The 14562-nt window shown below is 67.5% G+C and carries 13 protein-coding genes; 5 read left to right on the top strand and 8 right to left on the bottom strand.

Going from position 1 to position 14562, the window contains the following annotated elements:
- Positions 1 to 70 precede the first annotated feature (70 nt).
- Positions 71 to 1111 (top strand): hypothetical protein, encoded by a 1041-nt coding sequence (locus KA383_13485; GenBank protein ID MBP7747132.1) that lies wholly within the window; start codon positions 71 to 73, stop codon positions 1109 to 1111.
- Positions 1112 to 1119: 8 nt separating this feature from the next.
- Here the strand turns inward: KA383_13485 and KA383_13480 are convergent, their stop codons facing one another.
- The 4 genes from KA383_13480 to KA383_13465 all read right to left on the bottom strand — a co-directional run bounded on the left by KA383_13480 (position 1120) and on the right by KA383_13465 (position 6227).
- Positions 1120 to 2373 (bottom strand): esterase, encoded by a 1254-nt coding sequence (locus KA383_13480; GenBank protein ID MBP7747131.1) that lies wholly within the window; start codon positions 2371 to 2373, stop codon positions 1120 to 1122.
- 863 nt (positions 2374 to 3236) lie between these two features.
- A complete protein-coding gene (locus tag KA383_13475) occupies positions 3237 to 3668 on the bottom strand; it encodes a hypothetical protein (protein ID MBP7747130.1) in 432 nt (143 codons plus the stop codon).
- Between the two features lie 292 nt (positions 3669 to 3960).
- Positions 3961 to 5469 carry a leucyl aminopeptidase gene (locus KA383_13470; protein MBP7747129.1) on the bottom strand — a complete coding sequence of 503 codons (1509 nt, stop codon included), beginning with the start codon at positions 5467 to 5469 and terminating at the stop codon, positions 3961 to 3963.
- A gap of 107 nt (positions 5470 to 5576) precedes the next feature.
- Positions 5577 to 6227: an HAD family hydrolase gene (locus KA383_13465; GenBank protein ID MBP7747128.1), complete on the bottom strand. Its 651-nt coding sequence runs from the start codon at positions 6225 to 6227 to the stop codon at positions 5577 to 5579.
- 129 nt (positions 6228 to 6356) lie between these two features.
- On the opposite strand from KA383_13465, the gene KA383_13460 reads away from it, so the two are divergent.
- Together KA383_13460 and KA383_13455 are read left to right on the top strand one after the other, a co-directional pair.
- Entirely contained in the window at positions 6357 to 7706 is a 1350-nt protein-coding gene (locus KA383_13460) for a hypothetical protein (GenBank protein ID MBP7747127.1), read from the top strand.
- A 111-nt stretch (positions 7707 to 7817) separates the two neighbouring features.
- Positions 7818 to 8063 carry a hypothetical protein gene (locus KA383_13455; GenBank protein ID MBP7747126.1) on the top strand — a complete coding sequence of 82 codons (246 nt, stop codon included), beginning with the start codon at positions 7818 to 7820 and terminating at the stop codon, positions 8061 to 8063.
- A gap of 172 nt (positions 8064 to 8235) precedes the next feature.
- Here the strand turns inward: KA383_13455 and pdxA are convergent, their stop codons facing one another.
- From pdxA to KA383_13435, 4 genes are all read right to left on the bottom strand, one after another.
- The gene (gene pdxA, locus KA383_13450; protein MBP7747125.1) at positions 8236 to 9237 is read right to left on the bottom strand and encodes a 4-hydroxythreonine-4-phosphate dehydrogenase PdxA; all 1002 of its coding nucleotides are present in this window, start codon (positions 9235 to 9237) and stop codon (positions 8236 to 8238) included.
- A gap of 50 nt (positions 9238 to 9287) precedes the next feature.
- Complete coding sequence (locus KA383_13445) at positions 9288 to 9977, bottom strand: riboflavin synthase (protein MBP7747124.1); 690 nt, start codon at positions 9975 to 9977, stop codon at positions 9288 to 9290.
- A gap of 155 nt (positions 9978 to 10132) precedes the next feature.
- A complete protein-coding gene (locus tag KA383_13440) occupies positions 10133 to 10564 on the bottom strand; it encodes a hypothetical protein (GenBank protein ID MBP7747123.1) in 432 nt (143 codons plus the stop codon).
- Between the two features lie 12 nt (positions 10565 to 10576).
- Entirely contained in the window at positions 10577 to 11116 is a 540-nt protein-coding gene (locus KA383_13435; GenBank protein MBP7747122.1) for a hypothetical protein, read from the bottom strand.
- A 196-nt stretch (positions 11117 to 11312) separates the two neighbouring features.
- On the opposite strand from KA383_13435, the gene KA383_13430 reads away from it, so the two are divergent.
- Both KA383_13430 and KA383_13425 read left to right on the top strand, forming a co-directional pair.
- Positions 11313 to 12374 (top strand): DUF933 domain-containing protein, encoded by a 1062-nt coding sequence (locus KA383_13430; protein MBP7747121.1) that lies wholly within the window; start codon positions 11313 to 11315, stop codon positions 12372 to 12374.
- Positions 12375 to 12380: 6 nt separating this feature from the next.
- Positions 12381 to 14378, top strand: a complete 1998-nt coding sequence (locus tag KA383_13425; GenBank protein ID MBP7747120.1) for a DUF2961 domain-containing protein — start codon at positions 12381 to 12383, stop codon at positions 14376 to 14378.
- The last annotated feature ends 184 nt before the right edge of the window (positions 14379 to 14562 follow it).

The following is a 14562-nucleotide window of genomic DNA, read 5'->3' as shown; positions in this document are numbered from 1 at the left end:
GACTCGCCGCCCATAATAGCGTGGCCGCTGAGCGGCAGCGTCCTGGAGTCCGGGTACAGGAGGCCATGCTATGCCGCGGTCGGGCTGGGTCTGCTTTTTTGCGATTTCGGCATTGTTGGCGCTTGGGGGTTGCCCGCAACCCGCCCCAGAGCCGGCCGTCACGGATCCCACGACGGATGGGCAATCTGCTGCGGACAACCCGGCCGGTGCCGCGGCCGATACGGACACGCCGGCGACAGCTGGAAACACGCCCGCGGATGCAGCGCCGACGCCGATCCCGTCCTACTCGGAGGATTTCTCCTTCCTGCCGCGCTGGGATCCGCCCAACGATGATGCGGACGACTCTGCGGCGGAGGATGACGACGATGAGTCACCAGTTAATGTGAACGCGGCCGCCGGTCTGCCGACAGCGGAGATCGATGCCGTGGCGCGGCAGGTGATCACCGCGGCGACGGCGTTGGGGGCGGCGGCGGGGCTGGCGGACGAGCGGATTCACTTCGGTCAATGGACGATGTACGAGTACGGCACGTGTCCGGTGACGCGCTATGCGTCGGATTTCGTGTGGGGGCTGATCGCGCTGGATTTCGGGCGCGACGCTGGCTGCAGCGGTGCGGCCACCGGGGGCCTGCTCTTCAAGGGCGATATCGCCGGGTACATGGCGCTCGCGACGCGCTTCACGGTGCTGGAGTGGAACGTGTTCAGCATCGCGGGCCATGGCGTAACCGGGCACCTGGAAGTTCGCATTTCCACGTCGTCGAACGGAGCCGGCCTGGAGGGCTCCTGCATGGTGACGACGGAGGGGATTGGGGCGGCAGCGGGCGCAGTGGATATCGCGTACGAACGGAGCGGGGCGTATGTCTTCGAGTCGGCTTCGCTGGCCGTCGTCGAGGATGGGGCGAGCTATGTAACCACGCTCAGCTATCTGCTGATCGACCCGATCACGCACGGCAACTTCGTGCCGGCGGGCGGGACGGTCGCGTTCGATTTGCCTGAGCTCGGTGTGAGCGTTGAGGTACTGTTCACGACTGCGTCGCCGGTGGACGGGACGGTGTGGGTGTCAATCAATGGGGGAGGGGCGGTGGAGTACCAGCTTCCGGGCGGGGGCGCGTAAGTGCTGCGTCAGCGCTGCGGCTGGCCGTACAGAAAGAGCAGCACCTGATCGAAGCGGCGGGCCCAGGCGTCTTCGTTGTGGCGGCCGCCCGAGACTTTTTCGTAGTGGAAATCGACATCCGGGCGCAGGCCGGCGGCTTTGAATGCCTCGACGGCCTTGTCGCAGGCGGCCAGGAATGGCGAGGCGTTGTCCGCGTCGCCGATTGATTCTTCCGTGCCCATATCGAGCCAGATTTTCGGGGGCTGCGCGGGCTTGTGCTCGGCGATGTAGCGCAGCACCGCGCCATCCGCCCACGGGAGCGTCGGCGAGATGGCGGCGGCGCATTTGAACACGTCGGGATAGCGGTAGGCCGCGTACAGTGAGATCAGCCCGCCGAGCGATGAGCCGCCGATGGCCGTGTGCTCGCGCTCAGGGCGCGTGCGGTAGGTCTGGTCGATGTACGGCTTGACCGTCTCGACGATGAACGCGAGATAGGTGTCGCCCTGGCCGCCGCCGCGCTGTTCGTCGCGAAACGGCGTGTACTCGTCCATGCGCTCCGGCGTGTTGTAGATGCCGACGATAATGAGCGGGGGCATGCGTTGCTCACGAATGAGGCGCTCAGCGGTTTCGTCGGCGCGCCATGCGCTGCCGAGGAAGGACGTTCGGGCGTCGAAGACGTTGTTGCCGTCGTGCAGGTAGAGGACGGGGTAGCGCTGGTCGGGGTGGTCGTCGTAGCCGGGCGGGAGATAGACGATGAGCGTGCGGTCGTTGTGGAGCTGCGGCGAATGGAAGAGGTGGTGGTAGCGGATCGTGCCGGTCAGCGTGCTGGGGCGACTGGCGGGCTCGGAGGACGCGGGGCGCTCGCCGGCGAGGATGCGGCGGTCGTCGGGCGGCACGCGGTCGGCCCAGCGGGCGACGATGTCCACGACCGTGTGCTCGGCAGCGTCGGCGTCGACGAGGAGCGCGCGGTTGGGGCGTTCGTCGGCGTTGGCGGCCTTTTCGACGGTGGACCAGGAGCCGGCGCGGGTGAACTTGTATTCGAGGGTCACGCCGGCATCGAAGTTGAACGTGGCGCTGTAGACGCCGGGGGCGATCTTGTCGAGCGGGCGGCCCTGCTCGTTCCAGTTGTCGGCGGAGGAGGAAAGGAAAATGCGCGGCGGCTGATCGGCGGCGCGGTCGGGGGTGATGACGACGAACTGGACAGGGCGCGTCTCGGCGGCGACGTGGGCGGCCAGTGCGATGATCAACAACGTGAGCGGCAGTGAGCGGTGTAGGTCGCGCATGGCGGGGCATCTCCTGGTTGTGCTGGGCGGCATGGTACGCGGACGGGCGAGGGTTGTCGTGCACGCCGGGCCGAGAACGCGCGAGGTCCGCGCAGCGCGAACGTCAGAGCTGCGAGCGCCAGCGACCGGTCCGCGCAGCGCGCGATCCGAGCCGCGCTGCGTGAGCGAGCGGATCGCGCAGCGCAATGAGGGCCGCTCGCCCGAGCCCGGCCGCCAGCCGGATTCACGCGTGCGAGCGGTGTCAGCAGGCATTGGGGACGTTTTGCTCTTCTCGCCATCTCTGCGATCGCCAAAAAGCAGAATGTCCCCTTAATTCTGTCCCCTTAATTCCCTGAACCCGGGCGCTCCGTGCATCTGTGTGCTGACGCTGCCGTTGGGGTGGGCGTTCCGCACTCCGGGCAAACGCCGGACGTGTTGCCCGTCAGATCATACCCACATTGGCACGTAGACCCGCTACGCCGACGCTTGCGCGCCAGCCGGGGCCACACGTATGCAATGAGGCAACCAGCAGCCAACACCCACATGGGAAGATACAGGTCGTGATTATGAGCAGAGAGCCGGAAGCTGAGTAACGCCAACTCGAACTTGTGCTCAGTCACACAGACTCCGCCGGGGATGTACCAGTTCTCCCAACTTTCCGGCGGCGGCCGCCAAGACGCACCAAGAAGCCCCTCGTTGGCAAAAATCATGAATTTGTTCTCTATGCCACAGGATACGCCATACCAACCAGTGAATAGGCTGGCCGCGACAAGCGACATCGCCGTTAGGAGGAGAGCGACTGAGCAGAGCCTATGCTCGTGCAACACGGACTCCTTCGAGATTAGGACAAGACGGGGACACTCAGCTCTTCTCGCGCCTTTCGTTCAGCGCCGCGTGTCCAGCAGGTCGGCCATCGTCTTGTCGTCGGAGACGCCCTCGGCGATGCCGTTCGGGTCGAAGTAGACCGAGAACGCGGCCTGCGCGGAGAAGTTGTACATGAACCGGAAGCCGGCCTGGTTGGTGGCACCGGTGAGCGTGTTTTCAAAGAGTTCACGTTCGAACCTGAACGGCGCGGCCTCTTCGATCACTTCCTGCTCTTCGCCCGCGATCTTCTTCGTCACGCGGTGCGCGATGCGCACATTCTGGGGCTTGCCGGCGGCGTCGATCACCTGCTGCCACGTCATGCCCGGCTGGACCGCGGCCTTGGCCTGCTTACCCTGGGCCGTGGGGTCGAACTTCCGCGTGCCGCCGAAGAAATACGCCGCCCCGACCGCAATCAATCCGACCACGATTACCCCAACGATCGCCTTCACCATGGTGGCGCCCTCGTACGCTTTGCGATGGATGAGTTCGATTCCCGGGACATCAGCATAGCGGCTTCGCGCGCGCAACGCGACGGTCGAACGCGCGGCCGTCCCGGTTTGCACGGCTCAGCAGGAGCTTCGCCCTCCCCACGCCGGCGGGACGCCCGTGCCACACTATGCGGCTCAGCGGGCGCTTCGCCCTCCCGATTCCCGCGTTCGCCCATCCGAACCGGTGGGCGGTGCCGACCGTACGGGAAGACCGGTGGGCAATGCCCACCCTGCGAGGTGGTGGGCGGTGCCCACCCTACGCGCCGCGGAGGCGGAGGAACTCCAGCAGCAGGCGGACGCCGAAGCCCGTCGCGCCTTTGCCGCTCGGACCTTTGCCGTTCTCGTCCGTCGCCACGGCGGCGATGTCGAGATGCGCCCAGGGCACGTCGTCCTTCACGAACTGCTTGAGGAACATCGCGCCGACGATCGCCTGCGCGTCGCGCTTGCCGGATGAGTTCTTCAGGTCCGCCTCCTGGCTCTTGAGCAGCTCTTTGTACTCGTCCCAGATCGGCAGACGCCAGAGCCGCTCGTACGTCCGGCGGCCCGCTTCGCCGAGATCGGCCGCCAGTTGGTCGTCGTTGCTCATCAGGCCGGCGGCGACCGTGCCGAGCGCGACACCCACGCCGCCGGTGAGCGTGGCCACGTCGATCAGCGCGGTCGAACGCAGCTTCGTCTGCGCGTACGTGAGGGCGTCGGCGAGGACCAGGCGGCCCTCGGCGTCGGTGTTCGTCACCTCGACGGTCTTGCCGTTCATCATGCGCAGGATGTCGCCGGGGCGGTACGCGTGCTCGGAAATCGCGTTCTCGGCGGCGGCGATCAGGCCGACGAGATTGCACTTGAGCTTCAACTCCGCGGCGGCCTTCATCACGGCCAGCACGGTGGCCCCGCCGCACTTGTCGAACTTCAGCCCTTCCAGGCCGGCGGCCGGCTTGATGGAGTAGCCGCCGGTGTCGAACGTGAGGGCCTTGCCGATCAGGACGGTCTGGGCGCGGGTGCCAGTCGTGCCGCGATATTCGATCTGAATGAGGGAGGCGGGGTGGGCCGCGCCCTGCCCGACGGCGAGCAGGCCGCGCATGCCGAGCTTGCGGAGCTGGGCGGCGTCGAACACCCGGCACTTGAGCTTCGTGCCGCGGACGAGGTTGCGGGCGACGGTCGCCAGCGTGGCCGGATTGATGACGTTCGCGGGCTCGTGGGCGAGCGCGCGGGCATAATTGACGGCGTTGGCGATGATGGTGGCTTCGCGCACTTCGGGATGGACGCGGTGGACGTGCCCGCTCTCACTGGATCGGATCTGCACGCGGACCTTCGCCGGGATCTTCTCATCCGGCTGCTTGTAGCCTGTGAAGCGGAAGCCGGCGAGGGCCATGCCGACAGCCCATTCGGCGGTGGCGCGTTCGACGCCCGTCGTAGCCAGGCCGTCGATCCAGAGGGTGGCGCTGGTCAGACGCTCGGTCATGATCCAGCGGGCGGCGGCGCTGGCGGCCTTGCGGATCTCGTGGGCGCTGACCTTCTTGGCGTCGCCGAGGCTGACGACGAGCACCCCGCGGCAGGTTCCGCCGCAGGTCGTATGCATGGCATAGCCGGTCTCGTCGCGCAAGGCGCGGACGGAGAGCAGCTCGGAGACGGCGTCATCGCAGACGCGATCGACGCGGGTGACGAGTTCGAGCGGCGGTTGTGGCTTGGCGAGCAGGGGGACGAGCAGGACATCGCCGGTCGCGGGGCCTTTGCCGCCGCTGGTGAAGGCGAACTCAGTTCCGTGGGGCATCGCGTGATCCTCGAGCGCAAGTTGCATGTAGTCGCGCGCAGCGCGCAGGCCGCAGGGTACCACGCGGCGGCCGGGGCGGAAAGCGGGCCCGTGGGCGCTGGTGGCGTTCAGGGCAACTCGGCGGGATGGTCGACGATCCGGGCGGCGCCCGCGGATTCGAGGTCCGCGCGGGTGCGGAAGCCCCAGGTGACACCGATGGGGACGGCGCCGGCGGCGCGGGCGGTCTCGACGTCGGTCGGCGTATCGCCGATGAGCCAGGTCCGCGCAGGCGGGATGTGCAACTCGTCGCAGATGCGCTGGAGGTAGACCGGCGACGGTTTGCGGAACTGTTCCTCGATGTAACCGTAAATCACGTCGAAGACGCCGTTGGGCCAGAAGGCCTCGACCACACGCAGGGTGAGGTCGTGTGGCTTGTTGGAGAGTACGGCGAGGCGAATGTTGCGGGCGTGGCAGCGTGCGACGAGCTCGGGGACGCCGGCGTAAGGACGGGTGAACCGCGTGGCGCGGGTGCGGTAAACCGGGCGAGCCAGCTCGGCGAGTCGTGCGACGAGGTGCGGATGGCTGGCGCCGATGGCGCGTTCGCACAGGCGGGGGATGCCCTCGCCGACCATGTACCGATACGAGTCGACGGGGTGCGTGGGGAGCCCCAGCAGGTCGAGGCAAGCGTTGAGCGAATCCGCGATGTCACGCAGCGAATCGACGAGCGTGCCGTCGAGGTCGAAGACGCAGGCACGCGGCATCGGGAGCGTTTCCGGCATTGTCAAATCCTGTGGGTGGTCCGCTGACGAGCGGACTGCAACCCCCTAGGCAGGTTACCTTATAATACCGATGGAAGATAGGCTACCGGCCGCTGCCTGCCGGGCGACGGCCGGATGGGAGTATTTCACATGCTATTTCCACGCAGGACGTTGCCGATCGCTCTGGGCGCGCTGTTGCTGGCGGTGGGCGTGCCCGCCCGCGGTCAGGACGAGCCGGCGCGGCCGAGTTACGCGCGCCTGCTGAATATCGACGCGCTGATCGAGCACCACGCGCGGTTTTTGGCGCGGCACTACAACCTCAGCGAAGATCAGGAGGCGTACACGCAGGCCTATTTGCGGCAGAAGGCAGACGAGTTCCTGTCGCGGCATCGGGAAGAGTTGTATGACCTCGTGGACCGGCTGTTCGAGGTACGGGCCGGCGGCGAGATCACGAGCGAGGAGTTGATCACGTGGGGAAAGCGCGCCCAGCCGCTGTACGAAGAGGCGAAAGCGCTGATCGTGCAAGGCAACAACGAGTGGCGCGAGATCCTGACGGAGGAGCAGCGCAAGACGCACGACAAGGACCTCGAGGAGATGTACAACAGCTTCGTCACGACCGAGGACCAGTTGCAGCGGATCGTCACCGGTCAGATGACGCTGGACGAGTTTCGACGCGGGCCGGCCCGCCAGGTGCCGCGCGCGGCGCCCGCCGAGGTGACCACGGGCACGGTGGCGCCGCAAGCGGATCCGGCGACGGAGCGTACGACGCGTACTCACGTAACACCGCGCCCGACGCAGCCGGGGGTGGGTGATTCGGCGGGGGCGCCAGGGCGACCGGGGCGCGGCCCGGGCGGCGGCGAGCGGCGCCTGCGGGGGCGCGGCGGTTCGCCGGTCAGCGCGGGCAGGGCCGGAGCGAACTTTGAGAGCCAGTGGGAGGCGTACGTCCGAGAATTCATCCAGAGGTACCAACTTGACGAGGGACAGACGCAGCGCGCGCAATCGATCCTGAAAGATTGCCAGGACATGGCGCAGCGGATTATGCAGAAGAACAAGGCGGCGATCGAGGAACTCGACAAGAAAGTGCTGGAGCTCGGGCAATCCAAGGAGGGCGACAAGCTCAGGGAGCTGACGGAAATCAACGCCCGGCGGACGAAGCTGACGGAGCCGATCGACCAGGTTTTTGAGCGGCAGCTCAAGCCGCGACTGGAGAAACTGCCCACGCGGGCGCAGCGCCAGGCGGCGGAGGCCACGAGTCGGCCGGCCGTGGGGGCCCCGGGGCGCAGACCGGGTGTGCGGCCCGCGCCGAATTCGCCGCCGCAGCCGGCCCCGCAACCGCCGCCGCAGCCTCGGCCGCAACCGCAACCGCAGCCTCAGCCCCAGCCGCCCCCACAACCGGAGCCGGAGCCCATCCCGGAACCGCCGCCGATGCCGCCGGAGGAGGAACCGCCGCCCCAGCCGGAGCCGGAGCCCGTGCCGCCGCCGGAGGTGCCTCCGGGCTAGGCGTGAGATCAACTTGAGTGCGGATGCCGCCGATAGATCGGGGAGGGGCGCCGGGCCGAGGACGGCCGTTTGTGCGGCAGCCGCGGCGGGTGACGCGCGAAGGAGATGGTTATGCGGACGTTGCTGACACGCACCCGGTTCTGGTTGTTGGGCCTTATGAGCGGGGGCAGCTTGTTGGCGCTGGACGCGTGTGACGCGACGGTGCGTGACACGGTGCTCTCGGGGATTGGCAGCGCGGCGACCGGGCTGGCGACGACATTCATAGAGGCGTTCTTCGAGTCTCTGGCTTCCGAGCCGGAGGACACGGCGACGACGGTGCGTGCGATTATCGATTGCGCGCAGCAGTTCTTCGCGTAGCGCCGACGGCGCGGGCGCGTTCACCGGACAGCCGGACTATCAGCCGGGCGTGGCGTATCGAGCGCTGCGCCCGGCTGGTTTGTTATTCGGAGTTTGGCCACGCTCCGCAGCTCGGCTGCTGCGTGGTCGTCCCGACTTGGTAGGCGGTGCCCACCCCACGCCGGACGGGGTGTCAGCGGGTGGCCAGGGCGTTGCTGGCGCGCCGCTGGCGCAGGGTGGCCAGCTCGATGGCGAGCTCGATGGCGGCGCGCATGCTGCCGGGGTCGGCGCGGTTCTTGCCGGCGATGTCGAAGGCGGTGCCGTGATCGGGGCTGGTGCGGATGCCGCCGAGCCCGAGGCTGACCTGGACGGCCCGATTGAAGGCGTGCATCTTCACGGGAATGAGGCCCTGGTCGTGGTACATGGCGACGAGGCCGTCGAAGCGCTGGAGCACGTCCGGGACGAAGGCGGTATCCGGGGGCAGGGGTCCGCTGACCTGGATCCCGGCGTTGCGCGCGAGGGCGATGGCGGGCTCGACGATGCGGTGTTCCTCGTCGCCCAAGAGCCCGGCCTCGCCGGCGTGGGGGTTCAGGCCGAGGACGCCGATATGGGGGCGCTCGATGCCGAACCACTCGCGGAGGGCGTGATCGAGCAGGTCGATGGGCTGGTGGACGAGGCCGATCGTGAAGCGATTGCGCAGCTCGAAGAGTGGGACATGATCTGAGGCGAGGGCGACGCGCAGCGTGTCGGCGACGAAGAGCATGTTGACGCGCCGCGTATCGAAGCGCCGCGCCAGAAAATCAGTGTGGCCCTGGAAGCGGTGATTGGCGAGGTGCCAGCTCTGTTTGCAGATGGGGGCGGTCACGAGGGCGTCGATGGCCCCGCCGTGCAGGTGGCGCGCGCCTTCTTCGACGAAGCGGAACGAGGCGTGGCCGGCAAGCGCATCCGGGCCGCGCATGCCGTTGCAGCGCACCGGCTGGAGCTCGTCGAAGTCGGCGGCCAGCACGCCGGTGCCGACGCGGGCCGTGCCGTCGTAGGGCTCGCGCCACCAGAAGCAACTGATTTCGGCCTGGTCGGCGGCGACCTCGAGTACGTCGTGGAGACCAAAGACAAGGAACCGCGCGCGGCTGCGCAGGATCGGGTCGGCGAGTGTCTTGACGATCACCTCGGGGCCGACACCCAGCGGGTCACCCATGCTGATGCCGATCAGCGGCCGATCGGAGGTCGGGCGGGGGGGGCTAGCGCTCATGGCAGGAATCCACTCGCGCGCAGCTTGTCCCAACTCAGGCCCGCGCTGCCGGCTTCCGCAATCGGCTGACCCCCGGTGAGCTCGGCGAGTCGTCGCGCCACGAGCCGGGCCAGGATGTCGGTCTCCACGTTCACCGCATCGCCGGGCCGGCGTTGTCCCAGCACCGTGCGGTCGAGCGTGGTGGGCACGAGGGCGACGGAGAAGCGCTGGGCGGCGACGTCGATAACGGTCAGACTGGTGCCGTCGAGCGCGATTGAGCCCTTGGGGACGATCGCGGGCATGAGCGCCGCATCCACCGCGACCCACAACTTCCACTCGCCCTGTCCACGTTCGAGGCGGTCGACGCTGCCGACGGCCTCGACATGGCCCTGGACGAAGTGCCCGTCGATGGGATCGCCGACGCGCAGCGAGCGCTCGAGATTGACCGGGTCCCGGGTGCGCAGGCGGCTGAGCGTGGTGCGCTGCCAGGTTTCGGGGACGACGTCGAACACGCCGCGGGTGCCGCGCACGGTGGCGACGGTGAGGCAGGCGCCGTTCACGGCGACGCTGGCGCCGGTCGGCAAGCCGTCTGCCAGCGCGCCCAGCTCAAGCTCCAGGCGGCAGGCGTGCCCGCCGTCGCCGTGTCGGCGCGGCGTGGCATCGACGGCGACGACGTGCCCAACGGCAGCGATGATTCCGGTGAACATCCGCTTCCTCGGTCGCAGCGACGATGTCTGACCGGGCGTCGAGGCGCAGTCCCGGCCTGGCAAGCCGTCAGCATAGCTGATCTTAGCTCGGAGAGACACCTCCGCAGACGCCGGAGGCGTCCCGGTTGCGGTGCCGTGCTGACACGGGGCGCGCGTCAGATCTGGTATTGATCGATGGCTCTGATGTAGGCGTCCGGGTTTGCCAGGATGGCCTCGATCACCTCGCGGACGCTGTCGGGGATCACGACGGAACCGGGATTCTGCTGGGCCTGTGCGATCAGGGTCTGGATGCTCTGAACCGTTGTGATGCCGTTGGCGCCGATGAAGTCCACCACGGCCTGGGCCTGCTCGTCGGTGACCAGGGGAAGGTCCGCGCGCGAGATCTGCGTGGCGAGATCGGCGAGTATCTGGATGTCATCCGGGTTCATGCCGCCGAGGTTGTTCGCCGTGATCTTGGACACGGCCTGAATCACGCTGCTACCGCCCTGGTTTCCCGTGCGCTCCCACGGCAGCGAGAAGCAGCCGGTCAAGGCTACCAACGTCAAACCCCCAAGCACCCACCGTGGCGTTTGCCTCCGTGCAGACATGGCGCGTTCTCCTCATGGCAGCTCGGGCAGAAGGAGGCTCAAATCAAAATCGATGAACAGATCCTGGAGGACGTCGTCCGGGATTGTCCCGGGCACGGCGTCGGGTGTGTCTTCGAGAAACGCGGCCAGGGCCTCGGGCGAGCCCATGTCGTAGTCGTTGAAGAAATCGACGATGGCGCGAGCCTGCACGTCGGTGAGGGTGTAACTGAGGTCATCGTCGACGCTGCTGGCGGTGCTTGCGAAGATCTGGATCTCGTCGGGGGTGAGCGCAAGGAAGTCCGGGGCGACGAGCTTGGTGTACGCGGTGCGCAGGTCGCCGCCGCCCTGGTTGGCCAACGACTTGTCCTTCAGGAGGACATCGATGGTTGCGGAAGACAGGCCCAGCTCGGCGAGCGCGACACGCTGCTCCTGCGGAGTGAGCGTCGCGTCGTTGCGAACGAGGTCGATTTCCTTGAGGGTCACCGGCGCGAAGTCGGGATAGTCTTCTGGAGGGCAGCCGCCCGGACCCAGCAGGGCTCCGCACGTCACCAGCACGACGAGCATACGTCGCATTGCGCTTACCACCTTATGCCATGCGTCCTCGCCGGCGGCGCGCGACCGGCCTCCAGACCAAGCCTACGCGCTCGCCAAGTGTCCGGTTATGATATAGCTATCGGACAGCGGCGGCGACTGCCCGCAGTCACGGTGGCGGCGGTGTCCAAGCCCGGCGCCGGCGCGGCCCCCGGTGGGACTGACGCGGGAGGATGCGATGCGCGTGGCGGTAGTTGGGTTCCCGTACTCGGGGAAGACGACGGTCTTCAGGGCGATCTCGGGCGTGCCGCTCGCGCACTTGAAGGCGGCGGAAGAGAACCTGGCGGCGGTCCACATCGCCGAACCACGTCTGGAGCTGCTGGAGAAGATCTTCAAGCCGAAGAAGCGCACCGAAGCGACGATGGATTTCATTGATCTGCCGGGCAGCGCGGAGGGCGATGTCGATAAGGCTGGCCTGGAAAAGCACTTACCGACGCTTCGCCAAGTGGATGGCCTGGTGGTCGTGCTGCGGGCGTTTGAGTCGGGATCGGTTCCGATGCATCAGGGGCGGATCGATCCCGAGAGTGATCTGCGGCAGTTGCGCGATGAGATGCTCCTGGCTGATCTGGCGATCTGTGCGGGGCGCGTCGAGAAGCTGCAGAAGGCGCTCACCAAGCCGAGCAAGGAGCGTGACCAGCAGAAGCTGGAGTTGGAGCTGTTACTCCGCTGCCAGACGGCATTGGAGAACGAGCAGCCGCTCAGCACGGTGGTGCAGCCGGGAAACGAGGAGAAGACGCTGCGCAGCTTCGGTTTTCTGACGCAGAAGCCCGTGCTGGTGGTGATCAACATTGGCGAGCAGCAGATCGGCCAGGCGCTGCCGTTCCACGCTCCGCACGCGGCCGACACGCTGGCGGTGTGCGCGACGCTCGAGGCGGAACTGGTGCAGATGGATGCGGCGGATCGGCCGGCGTTCATGGCGGACTACGGGATCCAGGCCCTGGCCCGGGTGCGGATTGTGCGGGCGTGCTTTGATGCACTGGGCATGATGCTGATGCTGACGGCGGGACCCGAGGAAGTGCGGGCGTGGCCGCTGCCAAAAGGCACGACGGCGGTGGATGCGGCTGCGAAGATTCACACGGACCTGGCACGCGGGTTCATCAAGGCGGAGACGATCGCGTTCAATGATCTGCAGGCCGCGGGCTCGATGCGCGACGCGAAGGCGGCGGGCAAGGTACGCCTGGAGCCGAAGGGCTACGTGGTCCAGGACGGGGACGTGATCACGATCAAGTTCAACGTTTGAGTGGCCATGAAGCGCGAGTCGGCATTTCGGCTGCTCGGGTTGGGCATCCTTGTGCTCGCGCTGGCGCGGGTGGCCGCGGCGCAAGAGACGATCACGCAGGCGGAATTGCTGCGACGCGTGATTGACGTGCAGCGGCTCGCCACGCCGCCTCCGCCGGGCGAACGGACACGGTTGTTTTCCAGTTACGACCGGCGCTCGCAGGCGGGCGCGGCGGGCGAGATTGCCGGATGGGGTGCGAACGAGGACCACGGGCAATTCAGCGGCGTGACGCCGGACGGCTGGCAGGTGCTGGCGGAGGTGGACGGCCCTGGCGCCATCACGCGCATGTGGTCGGCGGATCCCGGCGGGCACATCCGTTTCGTGCTGGACGGCGAACCGGTGATTGAGGCTGCGTTTAACGAATTGCTCTCCGGCCGGGTGCCGCCGTTCGAGACGCCGCTGGTTGAACGGGGGATGACCTGTCATTTTCCGGTTGGGTTCAGCCGAAGCTGCCAGGTTCTGGCGCGTGAGTGCAGCTCGTACTACCAGATCAACGTGGTCTGCTATCCGCCGGGGACGACGGTGACGCGTTTCCGGAGCGAGCTCGATGAGGAGGCCGACGCGGCGCTGGCTGAGGTGCGGCAGGCGCTGAGTGACGGGTTGACCGAGGGGCAGCTTTTTGGCGGACAGCGCATGCGCCCGGTGGCGGTGCAGCAGGAACTGGGGCCGGGCGAGACCATGAGTGAATCGCTGTCCGGGGCGGGGACGGTGCGCGCGTTGTACGTCGCGCTGACGGACCAGCGCGGCCCGCGTGACCTGTATGCGCTCCGACGCTGCCTCTTGCGGGTGTACGCAGACGGCGAGGAGACTCCGGCGATCGAGGCGCCGCTGTGTGATTTCTTCGGCGCGGGCTTCGACTTGGTGGCGTACAACAGCCTGGTGCTCGGCACGGACCGCGAGTTGTCGGTGCCGCTGCCGGATCGGCGGCGCGGCGAAAACCGCTACATGTACTGCCTGTTTCCCATGCCGTTTCGGGACGGGCTGCGTGTCGAGATCGAGAATGGGAACAGCGCGAAGCGGAAGATTGGCCTGATGCTGCTCATGCAGGCTGATCCGCGCCCGCCGGCGCCCGACGCGCTGCGTTTCCACGCGCGATTTCGCCGGGAGGATCCGTGTCAGGGGCGCGACTATGCGCTGCTGGAGGCGCGCGGGCGCGGGCGGCTGGTGGGGTGCGTGCTGAGCGTGGACTGCCCGCGGGCCGCGTGGTGGGGCGAGGGCGACGACCAGGTCTGGATTGATGGGGAACGCTTCCCGTCGTATTTCGGCACGGGCACGGCGGATTTCTTTGACGACGCGGGGGGGCTGCACGCTGGCGTCCGGCCGTTCGCGGGCGTGACGCGCACGGGGCCCTACGGCAAGTTCGCGACATACCGCTGGCAGCTCGCGGACGCGATTGCATTTCAGAAGTCGGTGCGCTTCACGCTGGAGAACCTGCAGGCAGGTGGGGCGCGGGACACGTACTACAGCAGCGTCGTGTACTGGTATGCGACCGCCGGTGCGACGAGCTTTTTCAAGCCGCTCAAGGTTGCGGACGTGGAACCGCCCGGGCTGCGGATTCCAGGGGCGGTGGAGTGCGAGGAGCGGATCGTCGGCACGGGGTGGGGCAACGTGGTCAAGCAGAAGTACGCGGAGGGTGTGGAGTTCTCCGGGGCCGCGGCGGCGCATATCGCGACGACCGAGCCGGTGCGGATGATACTTCCGGGCCGCGCTGCGCAGACCGTACGGCTGAAGCTGCGTGTGCATCCGCGGCGCGCGTTCGAGACGATCACCGTGACGGATGGCACCGGCACCCAGATCGGCGTCGTCACCTACGACCGCGCGGCCGATGGGATGTACGCCGTCGGGACGGTCAATCTGGAAGCTGGGGAAAACGCGCTCACGGTGGAGTGCACGCGGCCGGCGACACTCGACTGCTGGGTGGTTGAACCGCTCGGGGAGGGGCCGGGCGTGGACGGAGGACCCTAACTTAATGAGAATTTCGCGCATAACCGGCCGCGCGGGGGTGCTCCGGCGGTTTTTGGCGCGGGGCGCTTTTTTTTGCCGGCTCTTCGATCCGAAAGCGTAGCTTGTTAGAATTATGGGTTCTGGGACGTAGCGCCGCCGACCGCTCCAGCGGGCCGAGGAAGGTCGGCGTGTGAGGGCGATCGTA

Source organism: Phycisphaerae bacterium (genome assembly GCA_017999985.1).
GTDB lineage: Bacteria > Planctomycetota > Phycisphaerae > UBA1845 > Fen-1342 > JAGNKU01.
The sequence above is the reverse complement of the archived record's forward strand: the minus strand, read 5'-3'. Positions and strand labels throughout refer to the sequence as shown.